We start from the raw sequence: 17,775 nt of genomic DNA, 5'->3' as shown, positions 1-17,775 counted from the left end.
TTCGCCGATACGCCGGGTCCGCTACGCGGCGAGCATGTTGACCAGCACGTCGAGCTGAAGGTCGAAAACCCCCGCCGGATCGCTCAATGTGTCAGCCCCGTACTGGCCGAACACCTCCAGGCTGATCGCGCCGACGATCGCCGCCCACAACACGAAACACCGAGTCACCGCGTCGTCATCTCCGGAGAACCCGAACTCATCGCGCAATTGCGCGAAATCAGCTGAAATCGTTTGCGGCGCAGCATGACCTGGCGACCGGACGTCCCCCGTGGCGACACCGGCAGACACTGCGTCGAACAACAGTCCAACCACCCGGGTACCCGGCCCCACGGTCGACTCGGCCGGGGCGTGATAGCCGGGCACCGGACTGCCGTAGAGCAGCGCCCAACAGGCCGGCACGCCGAGTGCCCAGGCGCGTGCCGCCCGGCCGATCGCCTTGATCTGTTCGCGCCAGTCCGCTCCGGCCGCCGCCCGGGCAGCCTCGGCCACGTCGGCCAGCTCGGTGTACGCGTCCACCAGCAGCAGGGTGAGCAGTTCGTCGCGACTGGGCACGTACCGATAGACCGCCGAGGAGACCATGCCGAGATCCCGGGCGATGGCCCGGAGCGACAGCCCCGAAGCGCCGTCGGTCTCCAGGTGGCGGCGGCCGAGTTCAATGATCCGACTTTCGATCCGGTCCCTGGAGTCCTGGCGTTTACCCACGTCCGCCAGTCTGACACAAAACGAGAACACTGCTCTTGTTTTACTGCGACGCGCGTGAGATCGTTAATCAGAGAGCACTGCTCTTATTTCTCGCATTCGCCGGAAGGACGACCATGACCACTCGCTATGACCAGCCCGGAACCATCGCACGCACCGGAAACGAAGTGATCCGCTGGCTTGCCGAGGCTGGAATCAGCGTGGCCGGCACCAACGCGCTGCGGGTGCGGGGACGCCGCACCGGCAAACTCCGCGGCGTCGTGATCAACGTGCTCACCGTCGACGGCCGGCGCTACCTGGTGTCCCCGCGGGGCAACACCGAGTGGGTCCGCAACGTCCGAGCCGCAGGCAATGTCGAGCTGGGCCCCCGCTGGCGCAGCCGCAACCTCAGGGTCACCGAAGTTCCCGATGGGGCGAAAACGCCTCTGCTGCAACGTTATCTGGATCGGTGGTACTGGGAGATCAAAGGTCACTCAGCGGGGTTGACGCCGCGGTCCACCGAAGCCGACATCAGCCGGGCGGCATTCAGCATTCCGGTTTTCGAGCTGCACGCCTGACGCGGCTCAGGCTCCGGCAGCCTGCTGCACCACAGCGTCGCCCGTCTGCTGGTCCGTGGCGCTCCACGAGACTGCGGCGGGGAAATGCCCCCAGGTGCTGTTGAAGACACCCACCAGCACCGCACGATTGTCGGGAGTGACGGTGTAGACCGGCCCGCCGGAATCGCCCTTCTGGCTGACGATGCCGTTGGTCATGGTGAACCACCCGTTGTTCACCGCATCGACGGTGCCGCAGGTTTCACCGGTGACGACGCCGAAGTGGCAGACGGGTGCACCCTGCTGCGGATTCACCGCGGGATCGGTGACCAGTACCCGGCCTCCCGGCAGGATGTTGTTGACCATGACGTCGCCGGCGATCGTGATGGACTCCCAATCCGAGATCTGGTGGTCGGTCGCGATGGTGGCGCCGTCGGGTGTGTTGTCCCGGAACGTGATCATGGTGCCGATGAAGCGGCCGTTCTTGTCGGTCACCGGGCCGTCACCGCGGCAGTGACCTGCGGTGTAGCCGGTTCGGGCCGCCGGATCCACATAGCCCAGCGTGCAGCGCGTGGTGCCCTGATGAATCTCCATGCCCGGGTAGACGAGCACGCCGGGATCGGCCGATGCGACCGGCACCGGACCACCGAGGGCGAACAACGGCGCAGCGACCGCAGCTACCGCCGCGGCACGCAAACCCCCCACAAACATGACCTTCTCCCATCACATCGGGACGGACGTCGCGCCAGCCTACCGTGCGAACCCGCAGGAGGGACGGTTAAGCCCCCGCTCTGCCGCGGCCGGCACCCGCCGCCGCCAGCAAACGAGCGGGCCCCATGAAATGCACTGGCGGCCCGGATCTTTCGATCCGGGCCGCCAGGTCCCTCCAAGTCAGGGAATGGTCAGCAGCTGACCGGGCTGGATCAGGTCCGGGTTGTCGATGCCGCTGGCGCCGGCAATCTCGGGGTAGCGGTTGCCGTCACCGTAGAACTGCTCGGCGATGGCCCACAGGGTGTCGCCGGACTGCACGGTGTAGGTACGCGCCGCGGGCACCTCGGGCTCGGGAGCGGGCGCCGGGGCGGGCTCGGGCTCAGGCTCAGGCTCAGCCACGACCTCGACTGCCACGGGCTCGGCAGCGACCTCGGGCTCCGGGGCGGCCTCGACCGGCGCGGCGGGCACCTCGTCGGTGTGGGTCTCGGACGACCACTTGGCATCGTCACCGCTGTACAGCACCAGGTTGCGGTCGTCCTGCAGTACGAGACGGACGTTGTCGGCGCCGGCGGTCTGGCTGGCCCATACCGGTTTGTCCGGGGTGTACAGCACGAAGTTCCCGTCCTCCTGCACCTCGGCGCGCTGCACGTCCTGGCCGTCGGTGGCGGTGGCCCACACGGACTGCTCCCCTGCGTACAGCACCAGGTTGCCGTCGTCCTGCAGGACCAGCCGGTAGGCACCGTTGTTCGACGTCAACGACTGGCCGACCTCGAGCTTCTCGCCCTTCTGAAGTGTGTCACCCATAAGTCCAAGCTCCTTTGGTTCGGTTCACCTGTCGCTCACCGACAGTACCGACGGTTCCGGGGAACGCCAGTGTTTGCGCTCGCCGAAATCAAAACAGTTGGCGAACAATGAGTTAGCGCGCGGCAACCACAGCATCCTGACAGCGTTGACGCCCCTGTCAGCGGATGGAGGCGGACTCCGGGCCACCCGGCCGCCACCCGGGTGGCCCGAACACATAACCCAGACGATCACCGAATCCCTTGGCCCGGCGTACATCTCGCACCATGGTGACGTACTCGTGCGTCTGCAACTTCCAGATATCTTACGTACCAACAGGTTTGGTCAATCCATAGTTGGGTCTACTGGCCTCCGGAGTGAAGCTGCCGAACATCCGGTCCCAGATGATCAGGATGCCGCCGTAGTTCTTGTCCAGGTACTGCTGGTCGCGGCCATGATGAACCCGATGGTGCGACGGCGTGTTGAAGACGTATTCAATTGACCGCCAGAGTTTTCCGATGCGCTCGGTGTGAATCCAGTACTGGTACACCAGATTCACCGAGAAACTGGCGAACACGATCCACGGCGGGACACCCAGCGCCGGCAGTATCGCCTTCATCAGCAGGTCACCGGACGGATTCCACTTCTGCCGCAGCGCAGTGGACAGATTGAAGTACTCGCTGGAATGGTGCGCCTGATGCGTGGCCCAGAACAGCCGGACCCGGTGGGCCATCCGGTGGTAGGTGTAGTAGATCAGGTCGACGCCGAGAATCCCGATCACCCACGTGTACCAGGCATTGCCGGGCAGGTGCCACGGTGCGACGTACACGTACAGGGCCGCATAGCCGACCAGCGCAAGGAAATTCAGTACTCCGCTGGTGAACAGCGACACCGCGCCCATCCAGATGCTCGCCCACGCGTCGGCGCGCAGGTAGGCACCGGCCGGCGGTCGCTGCTCGTCGTGGGCGAGCTTGCGGGCCGCGCCCCACTCCAGCAGCAGTGCCACCACGAAGAACGGGATGGCGTACGAGACCGGGTCGTGCAGCATCGTCGGCAGCACGTCGGACAGCAGGTCGGAACTCACGTCGACACCTCCGCGCGCAGCGTAACCGGCCATGTTCTGTCTGCCGGCCGGAAACGCGCTCACCTCCCATGGTGCGCCGGATCCCGGCAAGATGGCGCGCATGACTGATCGCACCGCGTCGCTCGTCGAGCTCGCCCGACGCCACGGTGTGGCCACTGACTACGTCGACTGGAGCAATCGGCAGCACGCCGTCCCCGCTTCGACGCTGGTCGCGGTGCTCGCTGCGCTCGGAGTATCGGCCGACTCCGAGGACGCCCGCGTGGCAGCCCTGGCCGAGCACGAGCGCGCGTACTGGCAGCGCACCCTGTCCCCGACCATCGTCGCCCGGTCCGGCCGGCCGTCCAGCTTCTGGGTGCACGTCACCCATGGCGCGCCCGTCGGCATCTGGATCCGGCTGGAAGACGGCTCGGTGCGGGCCGGGCTGCGTCAGCTGGAGAACAACCGTCCGCCGTTCAATCTGGACGGTCGCCTGGTCGGGGAAGCGACCTTCGAGCTGCCCGACGACCTCCCGCTGGGCTATCACCGGCTGCATGTCCAGGCCGGCTCCTCCGCCGATGCCGACGCGGTCCTCATCGTCACCCCGGATGCCTTGACGCTGCCGAGCCGGCTGGGCAACTCGCGGGCCTGGGGCCTGGCCACCCAGCTGTACAGCGTGCGGTCGAAACAGTCTTGGGGCACAGGCGATCTCACCGACCTGACCGACCTGGCCGTATGGTCGGCCACCCGACACCACGCCGATTTCATCCTGGCCAATCCCCTGCATGCGGCGGAGCCGGTCGCCCCCATGGAGCCGTCGCCGTATCTGCCGACGTCGCGGCAGTTCGCCAATCCGCTGTATCTGCGGGTGCAGGCGATCCCGGAATACACCGCCATCCGCACACCGGCGACGCTGCGCAAGGCCCGGTCCGATGCCCAGGCCCGCGCCGACAAGAACGAGTTCATCGATCGCGACGCGGCCTGGAAGTCCAAGCGCAACGCGCTCAAGGAGGTGTACCGCGCCGACCGCTCGGCGGGCCGCGCGGTGGCGTACGACGGGTACCGCAAGCGGACCGGTCGCGCGCTCGACGACTTCGCGACGTGGTGCGTCCTGGCTGAGAAGCACGGCGACGACTGGCGTGACTGGCCCGCGGAGTTTCAGCACCCCGACCACCCCGCGGTCCGGGCCTTCGCCGAAAAGCACAGCAACCGGATCGATTTCCACCGGTGGCTGCAATGGCAGCTCGACGACCAGCTGACCGCCGCGCAGGCCACCGCGGTGCAGACCGGCATGTCCCTGGGCATCGTCCACGATCTGGCGGTGGGCGTGCATCCCGGCGGCGCCGACGCCTGGGCGTTGCAGGATGTGCTGGCCACCGGAGTGTCGGCCGGCGCGCCCCCGGACGAGTTCAATCAGCTCGGGCAGGACTGGTCGCAGCCGCCGTGGCGCCCCGACCAACTCGTCGAGCGGGCCTACGAGCCATTCCGCGACGTGGTCAGGGCGGTGCTGCGGCACGCCGGCGGCGTCCGGATCGACCACATCATCGGCCTGTTCCGGCTGTGGTGGATTCCGGACGGCGCGACGCCGGTCGACGGCACCTATGTCCACTACGACCACGAGGCGATGATCGGCGTGCTCGCGCTGGAGGCGCACCGGGCCGGCGCCGTGGTGGTCGGCGAGGATCTGGGGACCGTCGAGCCGTGGGTTCGCGACTACCTGCGCGACCGCGGCCTGCTGGGCACCTCGATCCTGTGGTTCGAGGCCGACCGGGACGGCGGGCCGTTGCCCGCGCCGCGCTGGCGCGAGTACTGCCTGTCGTCGGTGACGACGCACGATCTGCCGCCCACGGCCGGCTATCTGGACGGCGCGCACCTGCGGCTGCGCCGCGATCTCGGCCTGCTGACCCGCCCGTTCGAGGAAGAGGCCGCGGCCGATCACGCCGATCAGCAGCGCTGGTTGGACGTCCTGCGGGCGGCGGGGCTGCTGCCACCGAACGCGCCCGATGCCATCGATGCCGACCAGATCGTCCTCGCCCTGTATCGCTATCTGACCCGCACTCCGTCACGGCTGCTGGCACTCGCTCTGCCCGACGCCGTCGGTGACGTTCGTACCCAGAATCAGCCGGGCACCAGCGACGAATATCCGAACTGGCGGGTGCCGCTGGCCGGTCCCGACGGCCGTCAGGTCCTGCTCGAAGACCTGTTTTCCGACCCCCGGGCGGCGGCGTTGGCGCAGGTGATGGGTGACGCGGTGACCCCCGGATTGAGTTGATTCGAGTTTCTCCACCCCGTCATCTGCGATATCTTCGCTGTTACTCGAGGAGGTCAGGTGAAGAAGCTGAAGATGCTGACGGTAAGTGCCGTGGCAGCAGGTGCGGTGGCTGTGGGTGCCACTGCGATGTTCGGCTCGTCGGTGGCCGCGTCCGATCCCGGCGGCTCGAGCTCCATGAATGTGGTGGGTGAGTCCTACGCGCGGGCCGTCTCGATTCTGAAGAGCCAGGGCATGAAGGCCACCTTCGGCGGCTCCGTGGGCAGCGATGTGCCGCAGGCCCAGTGCATCGTCGATCAGGAGAAGATGGGCAGCCACGGCCGCGTCATCTTGATGCTGAACTGCACCACCAAGGCGGTCGAGAACGCTCAGGCCGGCGCACCCGCGTCTGCCGGCGGCGGCGCAGCCGGTGGCGCTCCGGCGGCCCCGCATGTCGGCTCCAACGGCGTGACGACGGTCCAGGCGACGCCCGTCGGCCCGCAGCCGGGCATGAACGTCCCCGGTATGTAACTGTTTGCCGAAGCGGCGTTCCAGCAGGTCAACACACAGTTTTGCCTGCTGGGATGCCGTTTCGTCGTCTCACGGCAAAACCCAGTACCGCCGTTCCCACATAAAACGCTTACACTGAATCCACTCGCAACGATGCTTGAGGATCCGGAGGTAGCCGTTCCATGCTGCAACCACAGCGTTTCGCCCATGAGGTAGACCCGGGTCCGGTGCAGATCCAGGCTCGCAACGTGGCTTTCGAGACCGCGGACAAGCCCATGTCGTGGATTCCCGGCCACCCTGTCGCCTCGCATGTGGTGAACCTGTTGAACATCCTGCTTCCGGCAGGTGAGCGCTGGTTCATCGAGACCTTCAACGAAGCGCTGCCACTGATCAAGGATCCCAAGCTCGCCGACGACGTCCGCGGCTTCATCGGCCAGGAGGCCATGCACGCCGAGGCCCACGACACCGTCATGAACGACTACCTGGTGCGCAGCGGTATGAACGTCAACCCGTTGCTGGACCAGGTCGAGTTCGTCTTCGAGGAGATCCTCGCGCCGGCCAAGACGACCGACCCGCGCCGCAAGATGAACAACCTCATCGAGCGCCTGTGGTTCATCGCGGCCGTCGAGCACTACACCGCGGTGCTCGGTGACTTCGTCCTGAACTGCACCTGGGACAACTACGACGCCGACCCGGTCATGACCGACCTGTTCCGCTGGCACGGCGCCGAAGAGGTGGAGCACCGCTCGGTGGCCCATGAGGTCGCGATGTACTTCCGCAACAGCTACTTCGACCGCATCCGCGCCATGAGCGTCGTCGCGATCCTGATGTACGTGTTCTTCCAGCGCGGCATGCGGTTCCTGGTCAAGAGTGACCCACAGCTGAAGCTCGGCTGGTGGAAATCGCAGCGCCTGCGCATGCGGGACTCCAAGCTGGGCCTGCTGCCGAAGTACCGGAACCTGCTGCTCACTCAGACGCTGGTGTATTTCAAGCCGAACTACAGCCCGGAAGACATGGGCTCGACCGCGCAGGCCGTGGCGTATCTCGCTGCCTCGCCCGCTGCCCGCGCCGCGCACCTGTGAGGACGCGCCGCTTCCGGTCACGCCTGGCGCCGCCCAGCGTGATGGGCCTGTTGCCGCATGACCTGTTGGTCACCGTGGCCGACGCCGTCGTCAGCAGCTCGTTCTGGGTGTCCACGCGCCTGCGCAAGCCGCCGGTACCCGCCGTCGTCGAACGCACCATCCGGTTGAGGGTCGCCGACCGTCAGGTCGTCGCGCATGATCAGGACGTGGTCGCGTTGACGTTCGTCAGCGCCGACGGTGCCGAGCTGCCCCGCTGGCACCCCGGTTCACATCTGGACATCCACCTGCCCAGCGGCCTGATCCGCCAGTACTCGTTGTGCGGCGACCCGGCCGAGCAGGGGGCGTACCGAATTGCCGTGCGGCGCATACCCGATGGCGGCGGTGGCTCCATCGAGGCGCACCAGCTCGCGGTCGGTGACGTGATCACCACCAACGGCCCGCGCAACGCCTTCCCGCTGGCGGTGCCGGGCTTCGGGTCGCCGACCCGCACGCTGCGGTTCATCGCCGGCGGCATCGGCATCACCCCGATCCTGCCCATGCTGGCGCGTGCCGAGCAGTTCGGCATCGACTGGTCCATGCTCTACGTCGGCCGCAGCCGCGACAGCCTGCCGTTCCTCGAGGAGCTGGCGCGGTTCGGGGATCGGGTCCAGATCCGCACCGACGACGTCGACGGGCTGCCGACGGCCGACGACCTCCTCGGCGACTGCCGGCCGGGCACCTCGGTGTACACGTGCGGCCCGGCGCCGATGCTCAATGTGATCCGCACCCGGCTGGTCGGAGCCGACGACATCGAGTTGCACTTCGAGCGCTTCGCCGCGCCGCCGGTGACCGACGGCCACGAATTCAAGGTCGAGGTGGCGTCGACGGGTCAGACCGTCGCCGTCGCCGCCGACGAAACCTTGCTGACGGCCCTGATCAAAGCCGGTGTGCACGCACCGTATTCGTGTCAGCAGGGTTTCTGCGGCACGTGCCGCGTGAAGGTGCTCGCCGGTGCGGTCGACCACCGTGACGGACTGCTGACCGAGACCGAACGCGAGGCCGGCCAGGCGCTGATCTGCGTGTCGCGCGCCCAGGGCGACGGCCCGCTGACCCTGGACCTGTAGTCGCCAGTGTTGGCTTGTGTTCGAGATTTTCGCTGAATTTCGAACACAAGCCAACAGTCGACTGCATCGACCGTCGGTTTACGATGCCCCAATGCCAATGGCCGAGGGGACCGATTTCGCCGGGTACACCATCGTCAGGTGCCTGGGCTCCGGCGGCATGGGTGAGGTCTACGTCGCGCAGCACCCGCGCCTGCCCCGGCAGGACGCGCTCAAGGTCCTGCGCCCGGAGATGTCCACCAACCAGGAGTTCCGCGAGCGGTTCCTGCGCGAAGCGGATCTGACGGCCGCGCTGTCGCATCCGAACATCGTCGGGGTGTACGACCGCGGCGAGTTCGACGGCCAGTTGTGGATCTCGATGGAGTACGTCGACGGCACCGACGTCAGCCGGCTGCTCCGGAGCGCCGGCGGCGTATCCGATCAGCAGGCGGTCGCGATCATCAGCGCCGTCGCCGAGGCACTCGATTACGCGCACCAGCACGACCTTTTGCACCGCGACGTCAAGCCGGCCAACATCCTGATCAGTGACACCGATCCGGCGAACCGGCGAATCAAGTTGGCCGACTTCGGCATTGCGCGGTGCGCCAACGACTCCGCCGGGCTGACGGCGACCAACATGACCGTCGGCACCGTGTTCTATGCCGCTCCGGAGCAGCTGACGGGCAGCTCGATCGACGGTCGCGCCGACCAATACGCGTTGGCCGCCACCGCGTTTCAGCTCTTCACCGGGGCGCCGCCGTTCGAGAACTCCAACGCCGCGGTGATCATCGGCAAGCACCTCAGCGCTCCGCCGCCGTCGCTGTCGCAGAGCCGGCCCGATCTCGCCGCCCTGGACCCGGTACTGGCCAAGGCACTCGCCAAGGACCCCAAGGATCGGTACGACAAGTGCGCCGATTTCGCCCGCGCCCTCCAGCACGGGCTCGGTGTGACGAGCGCGGATGCCACCATCCTGGCTCCCGCCGCGCCGGGCCGGACGCAGGTCCTGCAATCCGACAAGTCCGCCCGGTCACGCCGGTCGCTGGTCCTGCCGGTCGTGCTCACGGTGCTGCTGATCGCCGCACTTGTGTTGGCAGCCATCGAATTCACCCGCGCCAAGGACGAGCAACAGGCACCCGCGCGCCCCGCCACGACCTCCACCACGACTCCCCCGACGACTCCCCCGACGACCACCGCAACGACGAGCCCGACATCGGCCGTCGCGCCCACCGAGTCTCCCGCCGAGCCGACCGAGGCGACCGTCACCAGCACCGTCACGGTCGACACCCCCACCCCGACCACCGTCTCACCTACCACCACGGAATCGCCTGCGCCGGAACAGGAAACGCCGATCCGGGAGTGCATGGAGCAGACCGGCATGACGCGGCTGCAGTGCTGGGAACAGATTCGCCGCGAGCGGAGGCGCTGATGTCACCCAAGTTTGCAGTGGTCGCCCCGGTCGCCGCCGGTGTCACAGCCGACCCGGTGTGGATGACCCAGTTCGCCCGGCACCTGGAGAGCTGTGGCTTCGAATCCCTTGTGGCCGTGGAACATACGGTCCTGATGACCGAGTACTCGAGCGTGTATCCCTACGACGCCTCGGGACGGGTGGAAATCCCGGCCGACTGCGCGGTGCCGGACCCGTTGGATCTGCTCGCATTCCTGGCCGGGCAGACCAGCACGCTGGGCCTGGCGACCGGCGTGCTGGTGCTGCCCAATCACCATCCCGTGGTGCTGGCCAAACGCGTCGCCACGCTGAACGCCTTGTCCGGCGGGCGCATTCGCCTGGCGGTCGGCATGGGTTGGCTGCGGGAGGAGATCGAAGCGTGCGGGGCCCCGTTCGACGCGCGCGGGCGGCGGGCCGACGAGCAGATCGATGTCCTGCGGCTGTTGTGGTCCGATCAACCCGGCGCCACCCACACCGGTGAGTTCTTCGAATTCGCCAATGCCGCTTGCTATCCGAAGCCGGTATCGCCCATCCCGATCCATATCGGCGGGCACAGCCGGGCCGCGGCGCGACGCGCCGGGCAGCGCGGCGACGGGTTGCAGCCTCTCGGCGTCGCCGGCGAGGAACTGTCCGGGCTCATCACCTTGATGCGCGAATCGGCCGAGCAGGCCGGCCGGGACCCCGACGCCCTGGAGCTCTCGCTCGGGCATCTGGTCGCCAAGGTCGACGCCGACCGTGCGGGCCGCCTCGCCGAGCTCGGCGCCGACCGCATCGTCCTGGCCATGCCACCGGTCATCGACATCGAGGAAGCCAAGGACATGTTGTCGGCCTGCGCCGAGCGACTCGGGCTCTCGCCGTGCCACTGACCGTGGCCGACCGGCTGGAGCTGACGGACGTGGTGCACCGCTACGCCGCCGCTGTTGACGACCGCCGGTTCGATGACGTGATCGAATTGTTCACCGACACAGCGGAATTGCTCCTCCCGGACCCGCCCAGGTCACTGGACCCGGTACGGCCTGCGCACGGGCCCGACGGCGTGCGCGCCGCGATGGCGGCGCTGTCCGGTGTCGCCCGCACTCAGCACGAGATCGTCGGCGAGGTGTACACCGATGCCACCGACCACGCCCGGGGCCGCATCACGTGCGTCGCCCACCACTGGACCCGCGGCACCGATATCACCGACCTGGTGTGGCACGTGCGGTACGACGACGAGTACGTCCGGACCGATGGCGGCTGGCGCATCCGGCGCCGTGCGCTGACGCTCAACGCCATCGAGACCCGTCCCGTCCGCCGCCTCCGGGACTAGCCGAGCGTCACACCGGCTGCGCGACGATCAGCAGGGTGTCGCCGCCGACCTCGACGCCGCGATCCCCGATCACCGCGGCCAGTCGGCTGCGCATTTCCGCGGCCTGATCGGCCGGCAGCACCAGGTGGTTGGAGTAGGTGAACACCAGGTCCAGCCACTGCTCACGGCTGTACTGCTCACCGCGCTCGTAGGTCAGCTGTTGCACCGCGAATCCGGCGGCCTCGATCTCGGCCAGCACGTCGGCGCTGTCCATGCCCGAACCCGTCCCGCCGGTGGGTGTCGCGGTCACCAAAGGTGATGCGGCATCGAGGAAGTCGCGGTACACCTCCGCGAAGTCCGCGCGCGATGGCTGGACCGGGAACAGCCGGTTCCACGCCAGCGCCAGCCGTCCACCGTCGGCCAGCAGCCGACGGATCTTCGGTAGCGCCACCACCGGGTCGACCCAGTGGAACGACTGTGCGAACAGAATCACGTCGAAGGTGCGCCCGGCGTCGTCCCAGTCCTCGAACGTCGCGACCTCCACGGCGATCCCGGACTCGGCGGCGATCTCGGCCATCCGCGGATCCGGTTCCAGCGCAAGCAGTTCCGCTCCACGGCTGAGCAGCTGCCGGGAGGCGATCCCGGTTCCAGCGCCGACATCCAGGACCCGGACCGCGCTCGAGCCGACCAGTTCGTCGAGCATGGGCTCCGGGTACCTGGGCCGGTGTCGGTCATACAACCGGGCGACGCCGCCGAAAGAGTCGGCGCGATCGCGCTGCCGGTACAGCTCATCAGGCTCAGCCACAACTCGACGCTACCGGGAGCCGGTCACCCGGACACCGACTGGTGCACCGGCGGCGCTTCCAGGCATGCTTGAGCCCATGACGCGTCCGCCGCGCCGGTGGGACCCGCTCCGGCCGCTCGATCTGTTCACCTCGGTGGTGTCGACCGCTGCGGTGCTGCCGGTGAGCACGGGGGCCGCGGCGGCGTATCGGACGGCGTTGCTCACGGTCCGACCCCTGGTGATCGGCCGGCGGATCACGGTCCGCTTACGCACCAGCGACCTGGCCCTCACCGTGGCCGAGTTCGATTCCCGGTGGGACGCCGGCATCTTCGCCGTAGGACACATCGGCACCGTCAACATCACCGCGCACAAGGTGAAATGGGCTGGCACCCGGCTGAATTCGATCACGGCGAAGCTCAACAACCTGCACGTCCGGCCGTCGGTGCCGCCGATGCTGGCGGCCGCGCCCGTCGAGTTGACGGTCGAAATCCCGTCGGCCTCGCTCGACGAGTTGATCCGGGCCGCCGAACCGCGTGTCAGTACCGAGATCGGCGACGACAGCGTCGCGCGAATCCGGTTGTCGCGCTTCCGGTCCGGATTCGTCGAGGTCGATCCTCAGCTGCACGGCAATACGCTCTGGCTCAAGCCCCGGGGCCTGACCCTGGGCTCCACCCGGGTACCGGTGCCCGGGCTCGCCCCGGCGTACCCGGTACGGCTACCGGAACTGCCATACGGCGTCACCCTGACCTCGGTGGAACTCGGCGCGGGCGTCGTCCGGGTCGGTGTGACGCTGCCGGAATGGCGGTTCGACCTGCCCCGCGCAGTGCTGGACGAGCTGATCAACCAGCTCAGCGTGGTCGGCCGTCCGCTCGACGTGATCTGGCCCGGCTAGCCGCCCGCGCTGAAGAACTGTCCGTCGTTCACTACAGTCACGGGCGTGACCATCGGCTATTCCCGATACGTCGCGCTCGGCGACAGCCAGACCGAGGGCCTGTTGGACGGCGACGACGACACAGGTATCCACGGTTTCGCCGACCGCCTGGCCTGGCGACTCAACGCGTTACAGCCCGGTCTCCAGTACGCGAACCTCGCGGTCCGGGGCAGGCGCATCAGCGACGTGCTGGAACGCCAGCTGCCCCTGGCCCGGGCGATGAACCCTGACCTCATCACCAGCTGCATCGGAATGAACGACGTGACGCGGCCGGTGCGCAGCTTCGATCAGGCGCTGCAGGACATGCGCCGCGTGCACACGGAGCTCGCGGCCACCGGCGCGACCGTGGTCACGACGACATTTCCCGACATCGCCCGCATCCTGCCGGTCGGGCGGGTCCTCAGCGGCCGGTTGCGCCGGATCAACGAGGTGATCCGCGCCGATTCGGCTCATTTCGGTTTCCGGCTGGTCGACCTGTCTTCGGCCATCTCGATGCTGGACCCCGCGACCTGGGCCATCGACCGGGTGCACGGCTCTCCGCACGGGCATCAGCTGTTCGCCGACGCCGCCGCCGAGGCACTGGGTCTGCCGGACAGCGATCACCGCTGGGCGGAAGTCGAAGGTGAACTCGTGCTGCCGCGACTTCGCGAACGGATGTATTCGCAGCTGATGTGGGCCCAGAACATGCTGATGCCCTGGGTGTGGCGACACACGCTGGGCAGTTCTCGGGGTAAGGGGCTCGAGCCGAAGCGCCCGGTCATGGCGCCGCTCGAGACCAGTCCCGCATTATCCGAGGCCGAGTAGCCCCAGAGGCAGCGGCGACTCGCCACGTCCGAGCGCGCCGACGACTCCTGGGCAGAACGACGAGATCGCGAAGCCGGTGAACATCGTGGCCGGGCCCAGCGACATGCCGGATGCGTCAGCGACCTTGGCCGCGGCGTCGGCCAGGGTCTGGCCGGGCTGAGCGAGCATCGGGCACACCGACTGGCCCAGCGCGACCGGATCAGAGCCGTTCGGCAGCATCATGTCGGCGTTGCTGAGCGCGTTGTTGAACGCCTCGACACCCGCGTCTGCGCTCGCCGAACCGGCCGTGACCAGGCTGCCCACGATGCCGACGGTAGTAGCTGCGATTGCGATGGCGGTACCGAATGTGCTCTTCATGATCCCTGCATCATAGGGGAAGCAGGTTGCCGCTACCGCCTCGCGGCTGGCTCAGACGCCCGTCCAGGCGCTCGCGATCCGGGTTCCGATGTCGATGACCTTGGCATCTGCGCTGTTGATCTCGCCTGCCACATGCTGGGCGATGAAGCGCCGGATCTCGCCGTCGACGTTGGCGACGATGCGCAGCAGCTCCGCCCGGATCGACGACGACGTGACGTGGATGGCGATGTCCGACGAGCGCGGTGCCTTCACATCGATGACCAACAGTAACGGGTGCGCAGCGCGCGCGGTCGCCGTCAGGTTGATCTCGCCGAACACCATGAACCGGGGCCGGTCGATGCGCAGGTCGAGCGTCATGTCGATTTCCAGCGGGATGCGGATCGCAAACGTGATCTCTTCGCCGAGTGTCCGGGCCACCACAGGGTGCTTGATCTGCACCCGTGCGGTGACCTTGGCGAGCCCTCCGGGCCCCTGTGCGATGGGGCCCATGTCGAAGGCTTCACCGGCGATGCCGCCGATCGCGTCCGCGACGCGCTCCTCGCTGACGGCTACCTCGAAGAATCGTCGCCCGAATTCCTCGTAGGACATGTATTCGTGATGGGGTTGCACTGGCATGGTGTGACTACGTTCTCATGTCGGGGGCCGAAGCCACGGCAACTGGCAGCTTCATTCGGCGAAGAGTCGCAGGGCGTTGACGCCCCGTCCGCTCAGAGCCAGCTCCGCGATGACCACCCCGCGGTAGCCGTCCCGCCGGACCCCGGCCAGGACGTACCGGCCGGCCGCGATCACCTTCTCCACCCGGCAGCCGGCCAGTTCCTCGACCAGTTCCGAGACACTCAACCGCTCTTCGAGGCCGCGGGTGATCTGAGCCGGTTCACTGAGCCGCCGTTTCACTGCCAGCGCGTCGCCGTTCGCCGCGTCGGCCAGCAGCCCCGTGAGCACGCGCTTTGCCCGCGTCCCACCGGTGCGCAGCCCGGCGAGAAAGCCCACTGCGCCGCCGGGACCCTGGTTGCGCAGCAGCGCAGCCGACAGCCCCAATCCGGCCGGCAGGGCCGCGGCGCCGCAGCGCACGAACTGGGCCACCATGCCGGGAAGCTCCCAAAATGCCTGTAGCCGAGCGATTTTCAGCGTCGGATCGGCGCCCTCGGTGACCACGTCGTACTGGAGGTAGACCGGAATCCGCAGCTGCACCTTGGTGCCCATGTGCACTTCCAGTTCCAGGTCACGGACGACGGTGTTGCCGATCACGATGTCGACGTCGCGGTGGAACATGATGGTGCGCGGCCCGATGAAGGTGTCGTAGAACTGCGAGATGGCGCGCCGACCGATGTGCGGCCGGGAACCGACCGGGTCTTCGACGCGTCCGTCGGCGCTGAACAGGCCCACCCAGGCGGCTTTGTCGTGCGCGGCGGTGGCTGCGGGCGAGCGCTCGACCGTCGCCAGGAGGTCGTCGCGCGTCGGCGATTGCGGTACGGACATGTCTCCATCGTCCACCACCACTGACGGCCGCTGCGAGGGGATGGGCCGTGGCAGATGTCGCTGATGTCGCGCACACTGGTCGGTATGAGCAACAACGGCCCGTTCGGCATCGATCCCGAAGAGTTCGATCGCGTCCTGCGCGAGACGGGCGAGGGCATCCGCGGGGTTTTCGACCGCCTCGGACGCGGCGCTGCATGGGCCAACGTGGTCAACGACCTGACGCGGACCCCGCGGCACGCCCCGCAGCCCGAGACCACCGGCGACACCGGCGACGGGGTGTGGGTCGTGTACACCGTGGCCGCCGACGGCGGCGCACACGTCGAGGAGGTCTACCCCTCGGAACTGGAGGCCCTACGAGCCAACAAGAACAACACCGATCCCAGCCGCAAGGTCAGGTTCCTGCCGTACGGCATCGGGGTGAGTGTGTTGGATGCGCCGGAGCAGAGCAGCCCGCCCCAGGACGATCAACCACCGCGGCACGAACCGCACTGATATTGACCTGCCGACAATATCCCCGGCGACGCGGCTGACGCGCTAGGCTTTGCCACATTGTCGTGAGGCAGCAGCGCGAGGGGAGATGACCAGGATGTTTCGGGTACTGACGGTGGCCGCAGCGATCGCCGGAACCGCCATTGGGCTGGCACCGTTCGCGGGTGCCGATCCGGCGCTGGGCGGTGCCGACGAGCCCGGCCGCTACCCCACTGACGTTCCCGGCATGAACTACCAGGCGGTCAACGGGGCACCCTGCGACAACCACGACCTCTTCATCTTCGGTCGCGGCCCCGGCGGTGCCTCGATGGCCTGCCACTGGATCCCGAACCAGTGGCCGCCGGTCGACACCGGTTTCTGGACCTACTCCTACGCGATTCAGGGCGTCAAGGACATCGGTTCCCCGTGCCCGGGTCCACAGACCGCCGCCCAGGCGCCCGACGGCCGTCCCCTGCTGTGCCTGGGCCCCGCCGGCTGGCAGCCCGGTTTCAAGACCGGTGACGGCTTCTTCCCGAGCTGACCGGCTGGTCATCTCGCCGATTCGTCTACAGCGCGAGGTTTCAACCTCTCGCGGTTAACGCCACCCGCTAGTGGTCGGCGTCGCGGCCACGCAACCTGATCGCGTCGGCGGGCTGGCCCAGGCAGCTGGGTTACCCGCGCCTGCGCGAGCAGACGCCAGCTCGACGCATACAGTTCGCCGCGTCGTATCAGCCTGTGGGACTGTCACTTTCACCGTCATCGTCGCCTCCTCCCTCTGGCGGGTACAGGGTCGGGTGCCAGTACTGGTTGGTGCGGGGTTGGCCGGTGTCCAGCAGCGGTGGCGGGGTCCAGCGGGGGCGGCCGTTTTTCATGGTGCTGCTCCAGCCGGTGGTGTCTTCCAGGCGGTTGTCGCAGCCACAGGCCAGGGCCATGGCGGTGACGTCGGTCTGCCCGCCGCGGCTCCAGCCGGGGATGTGATGGGCCTGGCAGCCCGCGGCCGGGACGGTGCACTCGGGGCGGGTGCAGCCCCCGTCCCGGGCGAATAGGGCGAGGCGCTGGCCGGTGGTGGCGGTGCGCCGCGCCCGACCCAGGTACAGCGGCACATCACCATGGTTGTCGAACACCGTGAGATAGCAGGATGCGCCGGTGCGGGCGGCCAGGTTCAGCAGGTCCTTGACCGGGAGCTGGCTGCCGGTGTGCGTCACGGCGACCCCGGCGCGCTGCTCGAGCTGCTCGAGGGTGCAGGTCGCCACGATGGTGACCGGGAAACCGTTGTGTTCCCCCAGATCGGTGGACAGCAGCAGCAGGCCGATGGTTTCCCAGGCATCATGCTGACGCTGCGCCAGGGTGCGGTGATCATTGTCGATCTGTTCCTGGGTCGGTGTGCCCGTGGTGCAGGGCTGGTGGTCGGCAGGGTTGCACATCCCGGGCGCGGCGTATTTGACCATCAACGCTTCGTAGACGGCGCGGGCGGTCGGGGTCAGGACACCACGCAGCTCGCTGCTGCCGTCGGGTCGCTGC

At 67.9% G+C, this 17,775-nt stretch carries 20 protein-coding genes and 1 pseudogene; 12 read left to right on the top strand and 9 right to left on the bottom strand.

All coding sequences use genetic code 11. The annotated features are described in order from the left end of the window. Positions 1-21: 21 nt before the first annotated feature. Positions 22-702, bottom strand: coding sequence for a TetR/AcrR family transcriptional regulator (locus EB75_RS22435; protein ID WP_073697515.1), 681 nt, complete (start codon positions 700-702; stop codon positions 22-24). A gap of 113 nt (positions 703-815) precedes the next feature. On the opposite strand from EB75_RS22435, the gene EB75_RS22430 reads away from it, so the two are divergent. Continuing rightward, complete coding sequence (locus EB75_RS22430) at positions 816-1,256, top strand: nitroreductase/quinone reductase family protein (protein ID WP_073697470.1); 441 nt, start codon at positions 816-818, stop codon at positions 1,254-1,256. A 6-nt stretch (positions 1,257-1,262) separates the two neighbouring features. Here EB75_RS22430 and EB75_RS22425 read toward each other — a convergent pair whose 3' ends face one another. From EB75_RS22425 to EB75_RS22415, 3 genes and pseudogenes are all read right to left on the bottom strand, one after another. Continuing rightward, complete coding sequence (locus tag EB75_RS22425; RefSeq protein WP_073697469.1) at positions 1,263-1,943, bottom strand: Rv1815 family serine proteinase; 681 nt, start codon at positions 1,941-1,943, stop codon at positions 1,263-1,265. A 180-nt stretch (positions 1,944-2,123) separates the two neighbouring features. Further along, positions 2,124-2,747, bottom strand: coding sequence for a LysM peptidoglycan-binding domain-containing protein (locus tag EB75_RS22420; protein ID WP_073697468.1), 624 nt, complete (start codon positions 2,745-2,747; stop codon positions 2,124-2,126). 157 nt (positions 2,748-2,904) lie between these two features. Continuing rightward, a pseudogene (locus EB75_RS22415) lies at positions 2,905-3,771 on the bottom strand (sterol desaturase family protein). 136 nt (positions 3,772-3,907) lie between these two features. Here EB75_RS22415 and malQ point away from each other — a divergent pair. The 7 genes from malQ (at position 3,908) to EB75_RS22380 (ending at position 11,452) form a co-directional block, all read left to right on the top strand. Continuing rightward, positions 3,908-6,055, top strand: coding sequence for a 4-alpha-glucanotransferase (gene malQ, locus EB75_RS22410; RefSeq protein ID WP_073697514.1), 2,148 nt, complete (start codon positions 3,908-3,910; stop codon positions 6,053-6,055). A gap of 57 nt (positions 6,056-6,112) precedes the next feature. Beyond that, positions 6,113-6,562 (top strand): hypothetical protein, encoded by a 450-nt coding sequence (locus EB75_RS22405; RefSeq protein ID WP_142239764.1) that lies wholly within the window; start codon positions 6,113-6,115, stop codon positions 6,560-6,562. Positions 6,563-6,723: 161 nt separating this feature from the next. Next, entirely contained in the window at positions 6,724-7,623 is a 900-nt protein-coding gene (locus tag EB75_RS22400) for a metal-dependent hydrolase (RefSeq protein ID WP_073697467.1), read from the top strand. A gap of 41 nt (positions 7,624-7,664) precedes the next feature. After that, complete coding sequence (locus tag EB75_RS22395) at positions 7,665-8,726, top strand: PDR/VanB family oxidoreductase (protein ID WP_073697466.1); 1,062 nt, start codon at positions 7,665-7,667, stop codon at positions 8,724-8,726. A gap of 91 nt (positions 8,727-8,817) precedes the next feature. Continuing rightward, a complete protein-coding gene (locus EB75_RS22390) occupies positions 8,818-10,128 on the top strand; it encodes a serine/threonine-protein kinase (protein ID WP_073697465.1) in 1,311 nt (436 codons plus the stop codon). After that, the gene (locus EB75_RS22385) at positions 10,128-11,012 is read left to right on the top strand and encodes an LLM class F420-dependent oxidoreductase (protein WP_073697464.1); all 885 of its coding nucleotides are present in this window, start codon (positions 10,128-10,130) and stop codon (positions 11,010-11,012) included. The genes EB75_RS22390 and EB75_RS22385 overlap by 1 nt, the downstream gene beginning before the upstream one ends. Beyond that, complete coding sequence (locus EB75_RS22380; protein WP_073697463.1) at positions 11,003-11,452, top strand: nuclear transport factor 2 family protein; 450 nt, start codon at positions 11,003-11,005, stop codon at positions 11,450-11,452. The genes EB75_RS22385 and EB75_RS22380 overlap by 10 nt, the downstream gene beginning before the upstream one ends. A gap of 7 nt (positions 11,453-11,459) precedes the next feature. On the opposite strand, the gene EB75_RS22375 is transcribed toward EB75_RS22380, so the two are convergent. Next, positions 11,460-12,218 (bottom strand): class I SAM-dependent methyltransferase, encoded by a 759-nt coding sequence (locus tag EB75_RS22375; protein WP_073697512.1) that lies wholly within the window; start codon positions 12,216-12,218, stop codon positions 11,460-11,462. A gap of 94 nt (positions 12,219-12,312) precedes the next feature. On the opposite strand from EB75_RS22375, the gene EB75_RS22370 reads away from it, so the two are divergent. Together EB75_RS22370 and EB75_RS22365 are read left to right on the top strand one after the other, a co-directional pair. After that, positions 12,313-13,107: an LmeA family phospholipid-binding protein gene (locus EB75_RS22370; RefSeq protein WP_073697511.1), complete on the top strand. Its 795-nt coding sequence runs from the start codon at positions 12,313-12,315 to the stop codon at positions 13,105-13,107. A 45-nt stretch (positions 13,108-13,152) separates the two neighbouring features. Then, positions 13,153-13,950: an SGNH/GDSL hydrolase family protein gene (locus tag EB75_RS22365; protein WP_073697462.1), complete on the top strand. Its 798-nt coding sequence runs from the start codon at positions 13,153-13,155 to the stop codon at positions 13,948-13,950. Here the strand turns inward: EB75_RS22365 and EB75_RS22360 are convergent. Genes EB75_RS22360 through EB75_RS22350 form a run of 3 tightly spaced genes read right to left on the bottom strand, consistent with a single transcriptional unit; the run spans position 13,933 to position 15,786 of the window. Beyond that, a complete protein-coding gene (locus tag EB75_RS22360) occupies positions 13,933-14,307 on the bottom strand; it encodes a DUF732 domain-containing protein (protein ID WP_073697461.1) in 375 nt (124 codons plus the stop codon). The two genes, EB75_RS22365 and EB75_RS22360, sit on opposite strands and share 18 nt — an antisense overlap. 51 nt (positions 14,308-14,358) lie before the next feature. Continuing rightward, positions 14,359-14,922, bottom strand: a complete 564-nt coding sequence (locus tag EB75_RS22355; protein WP_073697460.1) for a hypothetical protein — start codon at positions 14,920-14,922, stop codon at positions 14,359-14,361. A gap of 51 nt (positions 14,923-14,973) precedes the next feature. Then, a complete protein-coding gene (locus tag EB75_RS22350; protein ID WP_073697509.1) occupies positions 14,974-15,786 on the bottom strand; it encodes a nuclear transport factor 2 family protein in 813 nt (270 codons plus the stop codon). Between the two features lie 84 nt (positions 15,787-15,870). Between EB75_RS22350 and EB75_RS22345 the strand changes: the two genes are divergently transcribed. Together EB75_RS22345 and EB75_RS22340 are read left to right on the top strand one after the other, a co-directional pair. Next, positions 15,871-16,278, top strand: coding sequence for an Rv0313 family protein (locus EB75_RS22345; protein ID WP_073697510.1), 408 nt, complete (start codon positions 15,871-15,873; stop codon positions 16,276-16,278). 94 nt (positions 16,279-16,372) lie between these two features. After that, on the top strand, positions 16,373-16,795 hold the full coding sequence (locus tag EB75_RS22340) for a hypothetical protein (protein WP_073697459.1): 423 nt from the start codon (positions 16,373-16,375) through the stop codon (positions 16,793-16,795). 187 nt (positions 16,796-16,982) lie between these two features. On the opposite strand, the gene EB75_RS22335 is transcribed toward EB75_RS22340, so the two are convergent. Next, on the bottom strand, positions 16,983-17,775 hold a 793-nt coding region (locus tag EB75_RS22335), incomplete at its 5' end, for an HNH endonuclease signature motif containing protein (protein ID WP_142239763.1).

The organism is Mycobacterium sp. ST-F2, assembly GCF_001905655.1.
Lineage (GTDB): Bacteria > Actinomycetota > Actinomycetes > Mycobacteriales > Mycobacteriaceae > Mycobacterium.
The sequence above is the reverse complement of the archived record's forward strand: the minus strand, read 5'-3'. Positions and strand labels throughout refer to the sequence as shown.

Coding starts and splice junctions, on each gene's coding strand:
- EB75_RS22360 (WP_073697461.1), bottom strand. CDS start 14,307: ATGAAGAGCACATTCGGTACCGCCATCGCAATCGCAGCTACTACCGTC.
- EB75_RS22425 (WP_073697469.1), bottom strand. CDS start 1,943: ATGTTTGTGGGGGGTTTGCGTGCCGCGGCGGTAGCTGCGGTCGCTGCG.
- EB75_RS22350 (WP_073697509.1), bottom strand. CDS start 15,786: ATGTCCGTACCGCAATCGCCGACGCGCGACGACCTCCTGGCGACGGTC.
- EB75_RS22345 (WP_073697510.1), top strand. CDS start 15,871: ATGAGCAACAACGGCCCGTTCGGCATCGATCCCGAAGAGTTCGATCGC.
- EB75_RS22430 (WP_073697470.1), top strand. CDS start 816: ATGACCACTCGCTATGACCAGCCCGGAACCATCGCACGCACCGGAAAC.
- EB75_RS22355 (WP_073697460.1), bottom strand. CDS start 14,922: ATGCCAGTGCAACCCCATCACGAATACATGTCCTACGAGGAATTCGGG.
- malQ (WP_073697514.1), top strand. CDS start 3,908: ATGACTGATCGCACCGCGTCGCTCGTCGAGCTCGCCCGACGCCACGGT.
- EB75_RS22370 (WP_073697511.1), top strand. CDS start 12,313: ATGACGCGTCCGCCGCGCCGGTGGGACCCGCTCCGGCCGCTCGATCTG.
- EB75_RS22340 (WP_073697459.1), top strand. CDS start 16,373: ATGTTTCGGGTACTGACGGTGGCCGCAGCGATCGCCGGAACCGCCATT.
- EB75_RS22400 (WP_073697467.1), top strand. CDS start 6,724: ATGCTGCAACCACAGCGTTTCGCCCATGAGGTAGACCCGGGTCCGGTG.
- EB75_RS22385 (WP_073697464.1), top strand. CDS start 10,128: ATGTCACCCAAGTTTGCAGTGGTCGCCCCGGTCGCCGCCGGTGTCACA.
- EB75_RS22420 (WP_073697468.1), bottom strand. CDS start 2,747: ATGGGTGACACACTTCAGAAGGGCGAGAAGCTCGAGGTCGGCCAGTCG.
- EB75_RS22395 (WP_073697466.1), top strand. CDS start 7,665: ATGGGCCTGTTGCCGCATGACCTGTTGGTCACCGTGGCCGACGCCGTC.
- EB75_RS22390 (WP_073697465.1), top strand. CDS start 8,818: ATGCCAATGGCCGAGGGGACCGATTTCGCCGGGTACACCATCGTCAGG.